This window comes from Pyxidicoccus xibeiensis, assembly GCF_024198175.1.
GTDB classification, from domain to species: Bacteria; Myxococcota; Myxococcia; order Myxococcales; family Myxococcaceae; genus Myxococcus; species Myxococcus xibeiensis.
Window position 1 is genome coordinate 132,550 of record NZ_JAJVKV010000013.1, and the last position, 18,052, is coordinate 150,601.

12 protein-coding genes are annotated in these 18,052 nt (G+C 69.5%); 6 read left to right on the forward strand and 6 right to left on the reverse strand.

Annotation, left to right across the window (positions count from 1 at the left end; translation table 11 throughout):
* Positions 1-75 precede the first annotated feature (75 nt).
* From LXT23_RS38690 to LXT23_RS38700, 3 genes are all read right to left on the reverse strand, one after another.
* The gene (locus LXT23_RS38690) at positions 76-882 is read right to left on the reverse strand and encodes a hypothetical protein (protein WP_253985468.1); all 807 of its coding nucleotides are present in this window, start codon (positions 880-882) and stop codon (positions 76-78) included.
* Positions 883-910: 28 nt separating this feature from the next.
* Positions 911-4,627, reverse strand: coding sequence for an annexin (locus tag LXT23_RS38695; protein WP_253985469.1), 3,717 nt, complete (start codon positions 4,625-4,627; stop codon positions 911-913).
* A 140-nt stretch (positions 4,628-4,767) separates the two neighbouring features.
* The gene (locus tag LXT23_RS38700; RefSeq protein ID WP_253985470.1) at positions 4,768-5,586 is read right to left on the reverse strand and encodes a hypothetical protein; all 819 of its coding nucleotides are present in this window, start codon (positions 5,584-5,586) and stop codon (positions 4,768-4,770) included.
* A 311-nt stretch (positions 5,587-5,897) separates the two neighbouring features.
* On the opposite strand from LXT23_RS38700, the gene LXT23_RS38705 reads away from it, so the two are divergent.
* From LXT23_RS38705 to LXT23_RS38715, 3 genes are all read left to right on the forward strand, one after another.
* A complete protein-coding gene (locus LXT23_RS38705) occupies positions 5,898-6,818 on the forward strand; it encodes a hypothetical protein (protein ID WP_253985471.1) in 921 nt (306 codons plus the stop codon).
* A 172-nt stretch (positions 6,819-6,990) separates the two neighbouring features.
* Positions 6,991-8,937, forward strand: a complete 1,947-nt coding sequence (locus tag LXT23_RS38710; protein ID WP_253985472.1) for a peptidoglycan DD-metalloendopeptidase family protein — start codon at positions 6,991-6,993, stop codon at positions 8,935-8,937.
* A gap of 35 nt (positions 8,938-8,972) precedes the next feature.
* A complete protein-coding gene (locus LXT23_RS38715; protein ID WP_253985473.1) occupies positions 8,973-9,335 on the forward strand; it encodes a nuclear transport factor 2 family protein in 363 nt (120 codons plus the stop codon).
* Between the two features lie 18 nt (positions 9,336-9,353).
* Here LXT23_RS38715 and LXT23_RS38720 read toward each other — a convergent pair whose 3' ends face one another.
* Together LXT23_RS38720 and LXT23_RS38725 are read right to left on the reverse strand one after the other, a co-directional pair.
* Positions 9,354-12,068 (reverse strand): PAS domain-containing sensor histidine kinase, encoded by a 2,715-nt coding sequence (locus LXT23_RS38720; protein ID WP_253985474.1) that lies wholly within the window; start codon positions 12,066-12,068, stop codon positions 9,354-9,356.
* 161 nt (positions 12,069-12,229) lie between these two features.
* A complete protein-coding gene (locus tag LXT23_RS38725) occupies positions 12,230-13,402 on the reverse strand; it encodes a hypothetical protein (RefSeq protein ID WP_253985475.1) in 1,173 nt (390 codons plus the stop codon).
* Positions 13,403-13,779: 377 nt separating this feature from the next.
* Between LXT23_RS38725 and LXT23_RS38730 the strand changes: the two genes are divergently transcribed.
* Both LXT23_RS38730 and LXT23_RS38735 read left to right on the forward strand, forming a co-directional pair.
* Positions 13,780-15,648, forward strand: a complete 1,869-nt coding sequence (locus LXT23_RS38730) for a family 43 glycosylhydrolase (protein ID WP_253985476.1) — start codon at positions 13,780-13,782, stop codon at positions 15,646-15,648.
* 471 nt (positions 15,649-16,119) lie between these two features.
* Entirely contained in the window at positions 16,120-16,494 is a 375-nt protein-coding gene (locus tag LXT23_RS38735) for a helix-turn-helix domain-containing protein (RefSeq protein WP_253985477.1), read from the forward strand.
* On the opposite strand, the gene LXT23_RS38740 is transcribed toward LXT23_RS38735, so the two are convergent.
* Positions 16,472-16,963 carry a DinB family protein gene (locus LXT23_RS38740; RefSeq protein ID WP_253985478.1) on the reverse strand — a complete coding sequence of 164 codons (492 nt, stop codon included), beginning with the start codon at positions 16,961-16,963 and terminating at the stop codon, positions 16,472-16,474. The genes LXT23_RS38735 and LXT23_RS38740 overlap by 23 nt on opposite strands.
* A gap of 141 nt (positions 16,964-17,104) precedes the next feature.
* On the opposite strand from LXT23_RS38740, the gene LXT23_RS38745 reads away from it, so the two are divergent.
* Positions 17,105-18,019: a polysaccharide deacetylase family protein gene (locus tag LXT23_RS38745; protein WP_253985479.1), complete on the forward strand. Its 915-nt coding sequence runs from the start codon at positions 17,105-17,107 to the stop codon at positions 18,017-18,019.
* The last annotated feature ends 33 nt before the right edge of the window (positions 18,020-18,052 follow it).

Here is an 18,052-nt window from a genome sequence, read left to right on the forward strand (position 1 = left end):
CGCGAGCGTGCCTCCGCGTGAGGGGCACCTACTTCACCGTTCCATCACGGTTGCCGCACGAAACCCGCAGGTGGCTCAGCTGCCCTTGCGCGTGATGGACACGAGGCCGGCGGGGACGGGCTTCCCGGGCGCCCAGCCCTCCAGGGTGCTCCAGAGCTTCGTCACCTGCTGCGAGAGCGGGAACACCTGCTCCGGCACTCGTGTCTTGTCGAACCACGCCGACTTGTCGCCCTCGGGCGTTTCACGGTCCAACGCCACGCTGGTCGTGGCATCTGGCGCGTCGAAGTCCACGTCCTCGGGGTCCAGGTCCGCCGCGCGGTTCCAGGCGTCGAGCTCGGCGGGGGCGAGGCGCGCGTCGACGGTGCCTCCTGCCGGAAGCTGCAGCCGCACGGCGCCGCCCGAGTGCACCGACAGGGTGCGCTTTCCGACCGTCCACCGCGTGAGGGCGCCCTCGATGACGGGCGACTGGTGCGGGTCGTCCGCCAGGTCGGCCGCGGAGGGCAGGGGCCCGGGGTACAGGCCGTCGGCCGAGGTGAGGGGCTTCTCTGGGGAGAACTCGGTGCGCGCGCGCCACTTGCCGGCCCGCAGCAGCCAGGCGAGGAAGTCGCGCGCGCGAGCCATGGACTCGGGATGGCCGCGCTGGTCGAGCCTCACGCCGTCCGGGAGGACCGCGACCAGCACGCCATCGGTCGGGAACTCGGTGGGCTGCGCGAGGCGCTTGTCACGCGCCTCGCGTGCGTTCCGGACGCGACCGGCGAGGAAGAACTGCTTTCCGTTCACCGGATCGCGCCATGCCCAGGGCAGGGACTCGAGGTGCGCCTCGATGGCAGCGACGTCGACCGGACCGTCGGTGCGGGTGAGCCATGCGCTCTCGAACTTCACGACGGGTGCCTCCACGGATGGAGCCGGCCTACGGCTCGGTGGTCCTCATGTGCCCGGACGCGGCGATCTGCTGCTCGAACGCCTCTTTCTGGGTCTGGTTCGTACCACCGTCGTAGGGGTTCGTCACGGACGCCGGGCCCTTGGGCGCGGGGCTGCCGTCCAAGGCAATCTTGAACGCGATGTCGTCCTGGTCCTGCGGGGGTGTGCGAGCCCCACGGGTGAGGACCTCGACGCTGTAGCTCGGGTCCGAGACGAACCCGTCGCCGTTGGGCTTGAACCGGACGAGCGTGCCGTCCGCGTACAGGTAGCCCTCCTGCGGCTTGCCACCGGGGAGCGTGGAGGCGGGCAGCTGCGTCGCGCGGCCCAAGGCGACCTCCTTCTGCATGAACGCCTGGAACTGCGCGGCCGAGAGCCCGTCCAGCTGTGGCGCGAGCCGCTTCGCATCCGCGCCTCGGACCCCGCTCCTGAAGTCGGTCAGCGCGCCCTGGTCGCTGGCGCGGAGGCTCCACTGGCTCGGGTCGCCCACAACCGAGTCGGCACGGGACCGAGCCGCGTCGGCAGCGACCTTCTTGGCGACCTCCTTCGCCTTGGTCTCAGCGGCCCGGGTCGCGAGCTTCCCCGCCTCCTTGGGCGTGCTCCCAGCCAGGCGCGCCGCCTCGTAGGTCTGGGTATAGGTGTCGCGCCAGGCCGTCTCGACCTTCGCGCGGGCCGTGGTGTCGCCCGCGAAGTCCAGGTTGTTGACGACCTTGTCGACGGTGGTGCTCTGCTGGGCGCGCACGCGCTGGGCCACCTCGGTCGCCAGGTCGTCGGCGGCAACGAAGCCGCGGGCCGGGGCCAGTGAGCCGATCTGCTGCTCGTGCGCCGCCAGCTGCGTGCGCAGGCTCGCCAGCTCGCGCTCCATGTCCGCGCGCTGCGCCGCCGTCGGCGCCTGGGCGCCGTTGTCCAGGCTCTGCAGGCGGGTGTCGATCTTCTTCTGCACGGCCTCCAGCTCGGTGATGAGGCCCTTGAGCTTCTTCACCTCCAGCTGCGACTCGAAGCCCTGCGTGCCATAGCCCGGCTTCTCGGTGAGCGCCTGCATGGCGCGGTCGCGGAGCTGGCGCACCTGGCCCAGCGGCCCCTCGTACTTCTGCAGCGTCTGGGCTGTTTCCAGATGTGCCTGGATCTGCGCGGGCGTGGCCCTGGGGCCCGCCTCGATGTGGACGCGGCCGCTGTCGCCATAGCGCACGCGGACGGAGCTGCCCTCCATGTCCGGGTTGCGCACCACGGGGACGTCCCTCGGCTTCGCCAGCCGCGACGCGCCCTGCATGACACCGTCCATGGCCACGCCGCCGCCCGCGCCGAACACGGAGCCCACGGTGCCGTCCACCACCGCGCGCTGCCCCATCTGCGAGAGGCCCGACACCAGGCCGTTCTGCCACGTCTCGCTCTGCATGGCCTGGTCCAGCGCGCCCGAGGTGGCGCCGCCGACGCCGCCCTCCCACGCGCCCTGGATGGCGGTGGTGCGCAGCCGCTGCCCCACCGTCTGCTTGACGACCTGCTCGGTGACCTCGCCCGCGGCCACGGTGGTGCCCGCGCCGCCCAGGCCCTTGGGCAGCGGGATGACGGCGGTGCCGCCCTCCACGGCGCCCAGCGCGGCCTGGTGAACCAGGCCGTCGGTGCCCAGCGAGTCACCCTTGAAGTACGCCTGCGTCGCCACGCGGGTGCCCGCGCCCAGCGCGGCGTAGGCGCCAATGGCCAGCGGCGTCGCCGCGCCGCCCGTGGCCACCACCGCCGCCGTCGTCACCACCGCCACCGCGGCCGTGGACGCCATGTCCGCGGCGCTGTCCTTCGTCTCCTGCACGTCCTTGACGTCGGAGGTGGCGTAGCCCACCCGGCGGTTGGCCGCGTCCGTGTTACCCGAGGCGAGCGCCGTCTCCGCCGCGGTCAGGTTGCGTTCCAGCCGCGCGGCGTCGGACTCGCCCTTGGTCCAGGTCTGGACCGTGTTGATGAGGTCCAGGCCGCCGCTCTGCTCGAACTGCTGCTGCTCGCGCAGCCGCTGCAACTGCTGCTGCGCCGCGTCCGGGGCGTTCGGGTCGATGGCCCCCTTGTCGTACATCTGCTTGACGATCTCGAACCCGTCGCGGCCCCCCAGCTCCGACTCCAGGTCCGAGCGCAGGTCCTTCTTGTAGAGGTCGCGGTAGGCGGCGGTGATGTCGTCAAGCTGCGTCTTGGACTTGTTGCCGAGGATTTCCCGCAGGGCCGCCTCGTCGGTGCCCATGCCGTCCATGGCGCGGTGCAGCCGCTCCGCGTCCGCCTGGGCCAGGCCCCGCGTGTCGTTGGCGGCGGGCGGGTTGAGGTAGCGCAGGCCCACGGCGGCATCGTCGCCACCCCAGCCGCGCACCTCGGACTCCAGCGAGCGGCCCGTCTGCTTCTGGAACTCCGCCTTGAGGGCGGGCATGTCCTCGGGCTTCGTGTTCTTGAGCACGTCGAGGATGGCGCCCTCGTCCGTTCCGAACCAGCCCTGCGTGGCGCTGTCGATCTTCGCGGCGCTGGAGGTGGCGGTGTTGCCCTCCAGCAGGCCCCGGGCGCGCGTGTAGTCCTCCTTGGACAGCTCCTTTTGCATCTCCGCCTGGAGGGCGGTGTCCGCCAGGAGGATCTTCTTCTGCTCGGGCGGCAGGTTCTCGAGGGTGTCGAAGACCTTGTCGCTGTCGGCGCCGAAGAAGCCCTGGAGCGAGTCGTGCACCTTGCTGCGCGCGGCGCTGGCCTCGAGCTGCGTCACCTGCCCGGGCGTGGTGGCCTGGGTGGTGGCCAGCAGATTCTTGAGCTGCGCGTTCTGCGCGCCGTCCAGCTTGGAGGCGAGCGCCTTCTGCATGAACTCCTCGGGCGAGGAGGCCTGGATGTCGCGGTGGTCCTTCCCGTACATCTGCTGGAAGGAGCGGGCGATGGACTGACGCTCGGACGGCGTGGCCTGCTGGAGCGTCTTGAGGATGGCGTCCTCGTCGCCGAAGACGCCCATCTCCTGCTGGATGGCCGCCGCGCCCGCGTTGCCCTTGTTGCCGGCCAGCATGCCGTTGACGCGGGTGAGGTCGTCCCCGCCGAGCTCCTCGCGCAGGACCTTGTCCATGTCGAGGTTGTAGTGCTCCTTGAAGGACTGGCGGATGAGCGCGATGTCGGCCGGGTTGCGCCCCTCCAGCGTCTTGAAGATCTTCTCCTCGTCGGTGCCCCAGCCGGTGACGCCGCCCTTGGTGGCGCGGTACAGCTCCGTGGCGTCCTTGGCGGCCTGCTCCCGGGTGTAGCCGGGCGAGGTGGCCGGAGCCGGCGGGCCCGCGGGGGGGCGCTGCGCCGTGGGTGACGCGGGGACGAAGGAGCTGGTGGAGGACGTGCGGCTGGTGGCGGCGCGGGCAGATGCCGCCGCGTCACGGGCCGACGTGGTGGCTCGCGCCACCGACTGCTCCACGGCCTTCAGCTCATTCGCGGGGAGGTTGCCCTTGCGCGCCTCGACGAGCGCCGCCTGTGCCTTCTGCTGGGCGTCCTGCGCGAGCTTCGCCGCCGCTGCCGCGCGCTGCTGGGCCTGGGCCGCCTGCTGTCCCTGGGCACGGGCCGCTTCGGCCGCCGCCAGCCGTGCCGCTTCCGCCGCCCGCTGGGCCGCTTCCGCCGCGCGCCGGGCCTCTTCCGCCGCGCGCCGCGCCGCCGCGTCCGCCGCCGAGCCCTGTCCCGCCCCGCTGGTTCCCGTCGTCCGAGAAGCGCCGCCGTCGTTGACTCTCATTGCCCCCAGCTCCGCGCACTGTCCGCGATGACGGACTTTGGAATACATGGGCGCACCCCCAGGTGCGGCCCACACGTCTCTCGGAAGAGATTATCGAAAAACTCCGGGCCTGAGTTGCGTAGGACCCGGGGCTGCCTGGCTCAGGCTGACTGCTCCTCCAGCAGCATGCGGACCTCGGTGATGAGGCGCATCCGCCGGGGCGGGGTTTCCTTCTCGGCGGACAGGTCAGCCTGGATGCGCAGCTCCAGCTCGCTGCGGGCCGGCCACAGCCTGTCCAACCGGAAGACCGTCTCGCCCTTGCTCTGGGAGCGCAGCAGCATCCGCTCTCCACCGTCCTTGCGGGTCTGATACTCCGGCGGCACGGGCTGCTCTCGCGAGGTCTGCTGGATGAGGAACCGGGTGGTGAGCCGCTCCGCCTGGATGGAGACCAGCTCGAAGCTGGCGGTGCCACTGGCCGCCATGGGGCCGGACCCGTAGAGGGGCTGCTCCCAGCGGGCGCCGAGGCCAATGGGCTCGGCGGGGAACGGGTTGCCCACGAACTGGAGCGCGCGGATCAGATCCGTCAGCTCCTTGCGGCGCGCGGGCTCCAGGCCGGAGGGCAGGGCGAGGTCGAGCGTGTTGCCGCGCCGTCCCGCCGTGCCCTTGCCGGTGAGGCCGGGCAGGAAGGCCATGCTGGCGCGGACCGCGTCCACGCTCTGCTGGAGGGTGCCGCGCTCCACGAGCAGGTCCACCGCGTCGAGGGTGAAGTCGTAGCGGACGTCGCCCTCGGGGGTGACGGACTGGGCGTGGATGATGAAGGTCATCCGCGAGCCCGGCACGGGGGGCGCGGGCTCGGAGCGTCCTGCTGTCTCCACGGTGACGCCGGAGGAGAAGGTGGCGATGACGACCTGCTTCGACCCGGGCTGGGGCCGGAGCACCATCTGCCGCCGCGGCTCGCGGCCCTGGGTGACGAGGCTCATTGCGCCGCCACCCTATCTCGGCGCTCACCCGGGAGGGAGCCGCTGCTGCGCCCAGCTCCGCTGAAGGCCACCTGCCGGGTGAGTTCGTTTCACACGTCGACCTACGCCAGCCAACCCCGCGGAACTCCGTCCTCTGCGTAACGAGGAAGTTCGTTGAAAGTGTAAATAGGTGCTTAGGTTGCAATTGGTCGTGTGTGTGTGGCAAAGAAAACGGCCGTAGGCAGGTGTCGGGGGGGCGTCGACTTCAACAGCGCTCCAGACCCGTCTGCCGCCCACCTGACCGTGGGCGCACACGTGAGGAGACGACGAACATGCAAGGCAACGGGAAGTGGATTGCGGCGATGGCCGCGGCGCTGGGGCTGGTGGGGCTGGACGCGAACGCCACCGACGACACCACGCCCATCCAGACGGGCGACATCAAGATCTTCAAGCGGGTCAACGGCCAGGACTTCAAGTTCCTCGGCGACCTCGCCTTCACGTTCGAAGTCCGCAAGGGCGCCAAGGCGGACTTCCCGGGTGGCGAGGGCACCGTCATCGTCGGCGGCCTCATCGCCGACTCGAGCAACATGGGCCTCATCCACATCCCGGCGCTGCCCTTCGACACCTACCAGGTCTGTGAGGTGAACATCCCCGCGGGCTGGCGCTCCTCGCTCAGCCTCGAGGGGGGCTTCATCCCCAACAGCGTGGGCAACTCCAATCCCAACACGCGCACCGTCTGCAAGGACGTGGTGGTGCAGTACCCGTGGGTGCACCTGATCGAGGTCAACAACACCGAGTACACCGAGCCGCCGCCTCCGCCGCCTCCGCCTCCCTCGGCCCCCGCGCACACCATCGGCTACTGGAAGAACTGGTCCTCCTGCAGCGGCGGCAAGCAGGACGCGCTGCTCGACCAGGCCCTCGCGGCCGCCAGCGGCATCCGCATCGGCGACCTGCTCGTCAACAACTGCCAGGACGCGGTGGACCTCCTCGGCAAGTCCGACCTCAACGGCGCGAAGCGCGCCACGGACGCCGCCTACCGCCTCGCCGCGCAGCTGCTCGGCGCGCGCCTGAACTTCCAGGCCGGCGCGGTGCGCTGCGACGAGGCCGTCGCCGCGGCCAACAGCGGCCAGTCGCTGCTGGACGGCATCGGCTTCACGGGCATGGGCTCGTACAAGGCCGTCATCAACGCGGACGCCGCGGACACGCTCGCGGAGAGCCTGGACGAGTACAACAACGGCCACCTCTGCAAGTAGCGCAGGGGCCCAGGCCCTGAAGCACGGGCCTTGAAGCACGGCCCTGAAGCACCTCGAGGCGCCCCTGCCTGAAACCGGCCGGGGCGCCTTCGTTCATGGAAAGGGTGGGCGCGAGGAATATCCCACGCGGGCTTCGTTCATCCGGCATCTCGCCTCAATTCTGGAGCTCGCGATGTCGAACAGAACCTTTCATTCCCCGATGAGGGCCGCGCTGGGCGCGGCGTTGAAGTGCACCCTGCTGGGCGCAAGCCTGACGCTCGTGACGAGCGGCTGCGGTGCGCCCGTGGACGCTCCGTCCGAGCCCGCCGAGCCCCCCGCGGCGCAGGCGGAGCGGCACGGTGACGAGGATGCTCCCCGTCAGGCCCTGGAGCCGGCGAACGCGGACTGGTCCGCCCCCCACTCCGAAGACCCCCACGAGTACGACGCGCACCTGGCCGCGAGCACTCCCGAGGGGCGCACGAGCGCCCTGGCGGTGCCGTCCTGTAACGCCAATGACCTGGACCTGACGTGGTGGCCCATGAGCGGGGCCAACGGCCGGGCGTGGATGGTGAACAACTACGTGGACCTGGACCCGGCCAGCAGCCTGCTGGAGGACTACCTGGGCTTCACCGGCAACCTGGCGCGCACCTACGACGGACACCGTGGCATCGACATCGACATCTCCTCTTTCCGGGAGATGGACTCGGGCTCCGCCCTGGTGCGCGCGGCGGCCGCTGGCACCGTCACCTTCGTCGAAGAGAGCCAGTTCGACCGCAACACCAGCTGCACGGGCAGCTGGAACGTGGTGCGCATCGAGCACGCCAACGGCTACGACACGCTCTACGGCCACCTGAAGCGCAACTCGGTGGTCGTCAACGTGGGGGATACCGTGGTGGCGGGCCAGGTGCTCGGAGTGGCGGGCAGCGCGGGCTGCTCCACCCAGCCGCACCTGCACTTCGAGCTCCAGGACTGCTCGAACACGGCGGTGGAGTCCTTCGCGCTGGGCATGTGGACGTCGCCGCCCGCCTACCACGCGCCCTCGGACGTGATGGACGTCATGCTGCGCAAGGGCACCTTCACCAGCAGCGCGCAGATCAAGGACCCGGTGCCCAACCCCGGCCTGTACGCGCCGGGCGAGCCGCTGGGCATCGGCCTGTCGATGAGCGGGCGGGGCGGGGACGTGGTGGACATGTCCCTCACCGCGCCGAACGGCGCCGTGGATGCCTGGACGTGGACCGTCCCGGGCGCGGCGCGCTACCGGCACCTGTACCCCTCCTGGAACAAGGTGGCGGGCACCACGCCGGGCACCTGGACGCTGCGCGTGCGCATCAACAGCAGCCTGCGCGCCACGCGCACGTTCAACGTGAGCACCGTCCAGCCCGGCCTCGCCGAGGTGGCCCGGCACGGGATTCCCTCCGCCAGCTACCAGACGGTGTTCGATGACATCACCGCGGCCGGCTACCGGCCGGTCTGGGTGGATGGCTACGAGGACGGCAGCAGCACCTACTACAACGCCGTGTTCCGTCCCGGGGACGGCTACGCCTGGGCGGCCCGCCATGTGCTGACCGGCACGCAGTACCAGAGCGAGCTCGACGCGATGGATGAGGCGGGCTACCGGCTGATGCAGGTGGACAGCTACGTGTCGGGCGGCACCGTCCGGTACTCGGCCCTCTTCACGAAGAGGCCGGGCCCGCTCTGGGTGGCCTACCATGGCAAGACCGCGGCAGAGCACCAGGCCCTGTTCGACACGTACTCGCAGAGCTACCGGCTGGTGAATGCCTCGGTGGTGTCGGTGGGCGGGCAGCGCTACGTCACCGCGCTGTATGACAAGGCCAGCGTGGGCGGCTGGGTCGCCTCGGCGGCCATCCCCGCCTCCCAGTACCAGGACACGTTCGACGCGCAGCGGGAGGCAGGCCGCTACCTGCAGTACGTGAACACGTACATGCACGGCGGCGTCGTCTACTACTCGGCGGTGTGGGACTCGATGCCCTACGGGGGCTATGTCGCGCGCCATGACCGCACCTCGGCGCAGTACCAGACGGAGTTCAACACCTGGACGGGCGCCGGCTATCTCACCCGGCTGGTGACGGGCGTCTCCGTCAATGGCTCCCACCGCTTCACGGCCCTCTGGACGCACTGAGGAACGCGTTTGCTGGCATTCGGAAGGACACGGACATGGACCACAAGAGATTCTTCGACGAGATGTTCGCGCATGTGGATGCGCTCGACGCGCGCGGCTTCGCGGCGTTCTTCACCGAGGGAGGCGTCTTCCGCTTCGGAAACAATGAGCCCGTCTCCGGTCGCGGCCGCATCGAGGACTTCATCCGCGGGTTCTTCGGGGCGATTGGCGGCATCAGCCACCAGTTCGAGAGCTGCTGGACGCTGGGGGACCGCGCCTTCGCCAACGGGTTCGTGACGTACGTGCGCAAGGACGGCAGCAAGCTCACCGTGCCGTGGGCGACCCTCTCCCGCTTCGAGGGTGGGAAGCTCGCCGAGTACAACGCCTACGTCGACGCGTCGAAGCTGTTCAATCCGTAGGAGGGTGTTCGCGTCGAGTCAGGCACTGCGGGACACGCCGTCCCGCAGTGGAAGCTCGACGATGAACGTGGCGCCCTGGCCGAGCGTGCTCTCGGCCTTCACCGTGCCGCCCAGGGCCTCGACAATCTGCCGCGAGATGTAGAGGCCCAGGCCCAGGCCCCCGTAGTGGCGCTCGGACACCGCGCGCTCGAACCTGCCCCAGATGCGCTGGAGGTTCTCCGGCGCGATGCCGATGCCCGCATCACGGACCGTCAGCCTCGCGCGCCCGTCCACCGCCTCCACGCTCAGCGTCACGGGATGGCCGGGGCCGTACTTGACGGCGTTCGCCAGCAGGTTCGTCACCACCTGCTCCAGCCGCGAAGCGTCCCAGGTGCCCTGCACCGGTGCGGGAGCGTGGACGCGGACCTCGCACCCCGCGCGCTTCACCTCGGTGTCGAAGCGTCCGGCCACGTCTCGCACCAGCGCCGCGAGGTCGCACTGCTGGGGGTTGAGCGTGAGGGCCAGCCGTCCCGCGCGGATGTTCGACACATCCAGCAGGTCGTTCACCAGGTCGGCGAGCCGCTTCACCTGCCGACGCAGGACCTCCACGTGGGGCGCGACACGCCGGGCCATGGGGGACTCCGGCTCGGCCCCTGCCGCGCGCGCGAGCGCCTCGAGCTTGAGGGCCAGGGGCGTCAGCGGCGTCTTGAGCTCATGGCTGGCGATGCCGAGGAACTCGTCGCGGGCGCTGACCGCCAGCTTCAGCTCCTCGAGCAGTCGCTCCCGCTCCTGCTCCGCCTCCCTGCGCGCGGTGACGTCCACGCCCACCACCACGCCGTGGGTGATGTGGCCCTGCGCGTCGCGCACGGGCGTCGCGCTGTACTCGATGATGCCCCGGCTGCCGTCGCCCCGGATGACGTGGACGGCCTCGGCCAGGACCGGCACTCCGGAGGCCATGGCACGGGGGAGGGGCCACTCGTGGGGCTCGTACGGCCGCCCGTCGTCATGGAAGCCCGGATAGGCGCGGTACTCTTCCGTGTTCCTGGCGGGTTGGGCAGGGCCGCGAATCTGCGCCTCCGCCTGCGCGTTGGCGAGGAAGAGCTTTCCGCTGGGCGCCTCCGCGATGTAGACGGAGTGGGGCAGTTGCTGCAGCACGGCCTGGAGGATGCTCCGCTCGTGCATCAGCTGGCGGATGAGCTCCTCCCGCTCGGCCTCCACCCGGACGCGCTCCGTCACGTTCAACGACGCGACGCTGAGGCTGGTGACGCGGCCGGCCTCGTCCAGGACGGGCTGGTAGAACACCTCGAAGGTGAGACCGGCGATGCAGACGATGGAGGAGAAGGTCTCTCCCGCCAGTCCCCGGCGGAGGAACTCCAGCACGTGGGGCTCGTCCGCGTACATCTCGAGGGCGGACCGTCCCACCACCTGGCCCGGAGACAGGCCCAGGTTCCGCAGCCCCTTGCCCTCGGACACGACGAAGCGGCCCTCGGCGTCGACGACGGCGAGGACAAGCGGCCCGCTGTTGATGACGGTCCGCAGCCGCTGCTCCGCCAGCACGAGCTGTTCCTCGGCCTTGCGCTGCTGGGTGACGTCTCGCGCGGAGGCGTAGATGAGGCCCGTCTCCGGCACGGGCACGGCGGTCCAGTGGAGCCACTTCCACCCGCCATCGCTGCACGAGACGCGGACGGTGAGGCCCGGGCCGGGGATTCCCCGCTTGAGGGCGGCCAGCGTCTCCTCCCCCCTGCCGCGGTCCTCCGGGTGGATGAAGTCCAGGAAGGGCCGGGCGCGGAGCTCGTCCTCGCCCCAGCCCAGGATGCGCGTGAAGGCCGGGTTCATCCGCTTGAAGAAGCCGTCCAGGCCCGCGATGCAGAACATGTCCGGCGCCAGGCGGAAGAAGCGCTCGCGTTCCGCTTCGGCCTCCTTGCGCTCGGTCAGGTCCAGCACGAAGGTGGCGTTCTGGTGCGGGGCGGGCAGGCGGACGCTGCCCAGCATGACGGGCACGCGACGGCCGTCCTTGCGCACGTATTCCTTCTCGAAGGTGCTCGCCACGCCGCGGGCTTCGATTTCCTCCACCGCCTGCCGGGTCACCGCGTGGAACTCGGGTGGGGTCAGGTCCATGAAGTTGATGCGGCCCGCTTCCAGGTCCTCGCGGCTGTAGCCCACCATGCGCAGGAAGGCGTCATTGGCATGGAGGATGCGCCCGTCGTTGTCGCTGAGCACGAGCCCGATGAGGTGGGATTCGAAGATGCTGCGGAAGCGCGACTCGCCGGCCGCGAGCTGCCGGGCCAGCGCCTCCGCGCGCTCCCGGGCTTCGTGCTCCTTTCGGAGGAGCGTTTCCCGCTCCCGCTCGGAAGCCTGGCTGGCGCGGATGTTCCGCTCCAGGCGCACCATCAAGCACCGCAGCTCGGGCGCATGGCCCTCACCGTGCTCGAGCGTGAGCACCTTCGTGAGAAAGGGGAGCGCCTGCCCGTCCGCATCCAGGAACCGGAGCACGCCGCTGCGCTCGGTCCGGCGGCGGGGGCCCGCCAGGAAGAGCGACAGTGCGTCGTCGCGGTCCTCGGGGTGGAGGTGCCTGACGAGGAAGTCGGCCTCGCTCCACCACTGCTCCAGGGGGTAGCCGAGAATCCCGGCGGCATTCGGACTCACGTGCATGAGCCGAAGCGTCACCGCGTCGGCGGTCCAGACGATGACCTCGAACTGCCGTGCCCAGTCGGAGAGGCCATGCTCTTCGGTGCTGGCCTCGGCTGTCATCATCCGTGCTCCCCCTTGCGAGACGCCCCGGACAGGGCCCTCCCTTGATTCTAGGAATGGTCGACAGGGTTGGACGGAGGGAGCGGGGAGGGGGCCCCTTGCCGCGCCCCGCCCCGGAAGGCAGCCGGGGCAGGGCACGCGTGGGTCTGCTGGAGAGGCGCGGCCTACTCGGCCACGTGCACCAGGTGGTCCAGCTCGGACGTGTTGCCGGCCGCGTCCGTGGCGGAGATGAGCACTGCATTCCAGCCCCTGTTCACCAGGTCCACGGTGTGGGTGACCGCGCCGGTACCGCTCGCCACGCTGGAGCTCTGCACCCACTGTGTGACGACCCGCGTGGGCGTCGTGTCCTGCACGTGGGTGGTGATGTCCACCACGGGGCTGGCGCACACCTCGTCACTGGAGGGGGACAGGACCGTGAGGACCGGCGGCGTGAGGTCCACCGTCACCGTCTTCTCGTTCATGGTGGCGCGGCCGTGCTCATCCGTGGCCGTCACGCGGATGGTGTGGGTGCCCTCGGCCAGGTTCATCCAGACGGCCGCGTGGCCCGCGTTCGCATCCGGCGTCAGCGTGATGGGCGCGCCATCGTCGATGGTGAGGCTCACGTTGGCCATTGCCACGCCCGCCTCGGTCGCGCGCGTCCAGGAGCAGATCTTCTGCAGGGGCTGGTTGGTGTAGCGGGGCATGTTGCACATGGTCAGCTCCGGCGGAGAGCCCAACACCAGCTCCACGGGCTGGCCATTGAGCCGCACCCACGCTTCGCGCATGTTGTTGTGGATGCAGCAGTCATCCACCTGGGTGACGACCACCCGGTTCACCTCGCCCGCCCGCACGTAGGCCCCCAGGTTCGCGGTGCCCCACTCGTTGTGGAACACGTAGCTGCCAGGGATGACGAGCCCGTTCGGGTAGCTGGAATTGAAGATGGTCACCTGCGAGCCGTCGTCCATGCCATTGAAGACGATGTTGAACTCCGTCACGACGAAGTCGGCCGGAATCCGCACGAACGACTGGAAGTAGGTGAAGTCGCCGTAGGCCATGCAGGTGACCGGCGCGCTGCACACGTTCGACGGATAGAGGGTGAAGTCGATGATCTCCCCATCCGGAGCAGGGCCCCAGGTCGGCTCTCCCACGGGAGGGATGGTCGACACCTCGTACTCGCACGGGTCTCCATTGCGGGTCGGCGTGCAGGAGAACGGCACCAGCCCCAGCGGATTGCTCTCCGTCACCTCCAGGCCCTGATGCATCTGCCAGGGCGTGCGCGACTGGGCCGAAGCGGGGACACCATAGGCGACAGCGGCGAGAGCCGTTGCGGCCAGGACGGAAGCGAGATGTCTGTTCATGGGAGAGGGGGCTGTCCTGGGTGGGATTGTGCTCCTGCCACATAAATGTCGCAGGAGTGTAAAGACTAGCAGCCGATGAGCCCGAAAAATAAGGAGCGCTGGGTGTGTCTCTGCTCCGCAGTCCGTGCGGGGCAGGCGCGACTCGGGATGGGTGTGTTTCACCCGGATGTATGTCTTTGTTGCTACAGGCGTCCCACCTTGGGCTCGCCCGCATGGGAGGGCTCTGGTGTCGCGCCGGGGGATTGGCCGCTGCCTTCGAGCAGGCGGCGGCACGCTCGCGTGACCGGGAGTGGACGCTCGGGGGCGCCCGTCTCGGCCCCTCACCTCAGCGCCTTTCCTCCTGGAGAAGCGTCTGCCGGCAGCGTAAGAGAGCTCGCATGGACGCTCGTTGCCTGGCGCTGTTGCTGCTGGCCTTGACCGCCGCTCCGCTGGCGCTGGCCGCCAGTCCGAAGAACCCCGGCACCTACACCAACCCGTTGAAGCCGCGGATTCCGGCGGGTGGGGTCATCGAAAGCTGTGCCGACCCCATGGTGCTGCGCGGGCAGGAGCAGGGCGATGCGTACTGGTACATGTACTGCACGACGGATCCGCTGAACGACGCGGACCGCAACGCCGAGGGGAAGCTGGTGTTCCGCAAGATTCCCCAGCTGCGTTCTCTCGACGCCATCAACTGGGAGTACGTCGGCGACGCCTTCCAGTCAGTGCCTGGCTACGCCGCCAGCGACGCGGGGCTGTGGGCGCCGGAAGTCATCTACTCCTCGGCGCACAAGAAGTACTACCTGTTCTTCGCCGTCACCGACACGACCGCGACGACGTGCAAGACCGACAGCGCCATCGGTGTCGCGACCAGCGACAAGCCCACGGGGCCGTGGAAGTTCTCCGAGCAGATGGTGGTCGGCCCCCGCAGGGACACCTCCAGCCAGGACCCCTGCGCATTCCTCTGGACGTACGATCCGGACGTCCTGGGTGACTCCGTCGGGACAGAGAGCGTCCTGTACTACGGCAGCTACAGCGGGGGCCTCTTCGCCAGGACCGTCACGCTGACCGCGGAGGGGGCGGCCGCTGGCGCCGAGGAGAAACGGATTACCATCAGCAACCGCTACGAAGGTGCGAACGTCGTCTCCCGCGACGGCCACTACTACCTGTTCGTGTCGGCGACGAACTGCTGCAACGGCGCGCTGACCGGCTACAGCGTCTTCGCCGGGCGGTCCACCCACCCGCTCGGTCCGTTCGTGGACCGCGAGGGCCACTCGCTGCTGGACACGCAGGTGGGTGGAACCCCCGTCATCAGCATGAACGGCAACCGGTGGGTGGGGCCCGGGCACAACACGGTGTTCCAGGACGCGGCGGGGCAGTGGTGGACTGTCTACCACGCGGTCGATCGTGCCGATCCGTTCTTCGAAGGTGCGGCAGGCTTCACCAAGCGGCCCGCGCTGTTGGATCCCCTGGACTGGGTCGACGGGTGGCCCACCGTGCGCGGCGGCGCGTGGGCTTCGGACGGAAAGATGCCCGCGCCCGCGGCTCGAGAGGGATACAAGTCCCGGTCCCGTCCGAAGCCGGCGCAGTCGCACCTTCCCGGTGCGCCCATCGCAGCGGCGTCGGAGCTGTTCGACGGGAAGGCGCTGAGCGCCTCCTGGTCGTGGGTGCGGCCGCCCGACGCGTCCACGTACGCCGTTGCCGATGGGCTGCTCCGCCTTCAGGTGCAGAAGGCCGACCTCTTCCTCGACACGAACACCGCGTCCCTGCTGACACGCCCGGCGCCCAAGGGGGACTACCTCATCGAAACCCGGGTGCGCCTCGACGTGCCGGACGAAGGCTGCTGTTTCAACCACGCGCAGGCCGGGCTGGTGCTCTACGGCGACGATGACAACTACATCAAGCTGATGAACACCTCCATGTGGGAGACCCGGCAGACGGAGTTCTCGAAGGAGCTGGCGCCGGTGCCGGCCGGCTGGGGGCGCTATGGCAACACGGTCGTCGGCCCTCCTTCCAGGGATTGGACATACCTGCGCATCGCGGTCGAGCGCCTCGAGGGCGAGGCTCGCCGCGCCGCGGGTGGCGACACCGCTGCGTACACCGCGTACACGAGCCAGAACGGGAAGGACTGGGTTCGCGGCGGCACCTGGACACACGCATTGTCCCACCCACGAATCGCCCTCGCGGCGATGGGCGGGGGCGGCGACTTCACCGCCGAGTTCGACTACGTCCGCGTCCACGCGCTGCGGGCTGGCGAACGCACGCGGTGAAGGACGCTCCCTGACTGAGCTCCATTGGGTTGTGATTGGCTCGCGATAGGGTGGGAAGCGGATGGGCTCGCGAATGTCGACGTCACCCGAGAGAGCCAGGAGCCGTTGAGCACGCCTGCACGATTGGACGGTACGCTGTTCATTTCGGGGACGCGGGCGCTCTACGTGGGCCCCCTCGTTGCCTCGGCGCGCCACGCGCACCACGCGGCTCAGATCGTCATCGCGCCACAGGGGCTGGACCTCGAAGACAGTGCCAACGGACGCATTCGCACCGGCGCGGCCGTCATTCCCCCGCGCATGCCCCACGGACACGGCGCGTGTGCCCATGCCGCCCTGCTGTTCCTCGACGGAGACGACCTGGCGAGCCGAGCGCTCTCTCGTGACGCCGAGCCCCGGTGCGAGACGTGGAGTCGCGACACGCTCGACGTGAGCGTCCCTCGCGAGCCTACGCTGGAGATGGCACGTGCTCTCATGGCCTCGATCCTCTCCGCCGTCGACCTGTGTCAGCCCCCGGAGCCGCGACACCCGGCGGCACGCCGGATGTGCGCGTACCTCGATGGCGCCGAGGACATCAACCTCGCGAGCCTGTCGCATGAGGCCGGGCTCTCGCCGCGGCAGATGCGTCATGCCTTTGCTCGCGACATCGGGCTCCCGATGCGCGCGTATCTGCGATGGAAGCGCTTGCGCCGTGCCATCACCGCGGTGGAGGAGGGCGCGAGCCTGAGTGCCGCCGCCGCCGCCGCCGGGTTCGCGGACAGCGCCCACCTGACCCGCGTCTTCCGGGAGCAGTTCGGCATGACGCCCACGCAGGGGCTGAGCTCGGTCAGTTGGCGGACGCTCGACTGACGAGGAACTCGGGGAGGCCGTCCCTCCGGCGCGGCATCCCGGCCTGGTACATGATGGCGTCCACGTTTCCGCGATGATGGGTCGTGTGGGTGACCACGTGGAGGATCATCGCTGCGGCGTTCATCGTCACGACCTTCCCGTCGGTGAAGCGCACCTCGCGAGGTCGTGAGAGTTCCTCCGGTGGGAGCGACGCCGCGGTCTCCACGTACCAGCGGTCGATGGCCTCGGAGTCGCGGTCGAGCTCCGCGAGCGTGGGGAGGACCGCGCTCTGTGTCGCCTTGTACCCGTGCGAGACACCCTGGAGGTGGGCCTGAAAGATGCTGCTGACGACGTGCACGTGGTCGAGGAGCCGCACGATGAAGTCCGCGCCTTTCTGCGACTCGAAGGAGTTGACGTCGCGAAGGGCGGCGAAGAGCTGTCGGTTGGCCCACGCGGCGTGAGTGACAAGCGTCTGGAGAGGTTGGTTCATGCGTCCGAGGATAGGGAGCTGTCGGACAGCGCGCTTGAACGCAACGGCGGACTCGGCGCATCCATGGCCCGGTGTGCTGGACCGCGGAGTGCTTCCGCGCCAGGATCCTCGAGACACCTCCAGCTCCTGTTCCGACAACTAATGACCTTCCGCCACGTCGTCGCCACCGCCTTCCTCCTGCTCGCCGCCTTTCCGGCCTTCGCGCAGTCCGTCGCCTTCACCTTCGACGACGGCCCTTCCCTGGAAGAGACCCCGCGGATGACCGCCGTGCAGCGCAATCAGGCCCTGCTGGCCGCCCTGGCCAGGCACAAGGCGAAGGCCGCGCTGATGGTCACCGTCAACAGGGGCGCGAACCAGCCCGAGGGCCTGGCACTGGCACGTGCATGGGGCGAGGCTGGCCACGTCATCGGCAACCACACGATGTCGCATCCCGACCTGCACAAGAGCACGCTGGCCCAGTACCAGCAGGAGCTCCTTGACTGCGATCGCCTCATCGCCACGTTGCCCGGCTATACGAAGTGGTTCCGCTTCACGTACCTGCGTGAAGGCGACACGCCGGAGAAGCGCGACGGCATGCGCACCTTCCTGAAGGAGCAGGGCTACCGCAACGCCTACGTCTCACTGGACACCAGTGACTGGGGCCTGAACGACAAGCTGGTCGAGGTCCTGAAGAAGAACCCCAAGGCCGACGTCACACCCATCAAGTCCGCGTATCTCGCGCACGTGCGTCAGCGTGCCATCGCCTACCGCGAGCTCGCACACAAGCTGCAGGGCAGGGACATCCCGCAGGTCATCCTGCTGCACCACAATCTCATCAATGCGATGTGGCTCGGCGAGGTGATTGCCCAGTTCAAGCAGATGGGCTGGGCCATCGCCACCCCGCAGGCGGCCTTCAAGGACCCCATCTACCAGCTCCAGCCCGAACGCACCGTGGCCGGCCAGAGCCTGCTGCTGTCCATGGCCCGTACGCTCGGCCTCGGCAAGTTCGAAGGCTGGGAGCGGCTGGTGGACGATGGCGAGTTCGAAATCGAGGCACTGAAAGCACAGGGCCTCTGAGAAGGATGCTCGCGATGTATTCCAACGGCTCGC

What these genes read in the sequence shown, in the direction of transcription:
- LXT23_RS38695 (WP_253985469.1), bottom strand. Translation starts at nt 4,627, where the DNA reads ATGAGAGTCAACGACGGCGGCGCTTCTCGGACGACGGGAACCAGCGGG.
- LXT23_RS38700 (WP_253985470.1), bottom strand. Translation starts at nt 5,586, where the DNA reads ATGAGCCTCGTCACCCAGGGCCGCGAGCCGCGGCGGCAGATGGTGCTC.
- LXT23_RS38705 (WP_253985471.1), top strand. Translation starts at nt 5,898, where the DNA reads ATGCAAGGCAACGGGAAGTGGATTGCGGCGATGGCCGCGGCGCTGGGG.
- LXT23_RS38710 (WP_253985472.1), top strand. Translation starts at nt 6,991, where the DNA reads ATGTCGAACAGAACCTTTCATTCCCCGATGAGGGCCGCGCTGGGCGCG.
- LXT23_RS38715 (WP_253985473.1), top strand. Translation starts at nt 8,973, where the DNA reads ATGGACCACAAGAGATTCTTCGACGAGATGTTCGCGCATGTGGATGCG.
- LXT23_RS38720 (WP_253985474.1), bottom strand. Translation starts at nt 12,068, where the DNA reads ATGATGACAGCCGAGGCCAGCACCGAAGAGCATGGCCTCTCCGACTGG.
- LXT23_RS38725 (WP_253985475.1), bottom strand. Translation starts at nt 13,402, where the DNA reads ATGAACAGACATCTCGCTTCCGTCCTGGCCGCAACGGCTCTCGCCGCT.
- LXT23_RS38730 (WP_253985476.1), top strand. Translation starts at nt 13,780, where the DNA reads ATGGACGCTCGTTGCCTGGCGCTGTTGCTGCTGGCCTTGACCGCCGCT.
- LXT23_RS38735 (WP_253985477.1), top strand. Translation starts at nt 16,120, where the DNA reads ATGGCCTCGATCCTCTCCGCCGTCGACCTGTGTCAGCCCCCGGAGCCG.
- LXT23_RS38740 (WP_253985478.1), bottom strand. Translation starts at nt 16,963, where the DNA reads ATGAACCAACCTCTCCAGACGCTTGTCACTCACGCCGCGTGGGCCAAC.
- LXT23_RS38745 (WP_253985479.1), top strand. Translation starts at nt 17,105, where the DNA reads ATGACCTTCCGCCACGTCGTCGCCACCGCCTTCCTCCTGCTCGCCGCC.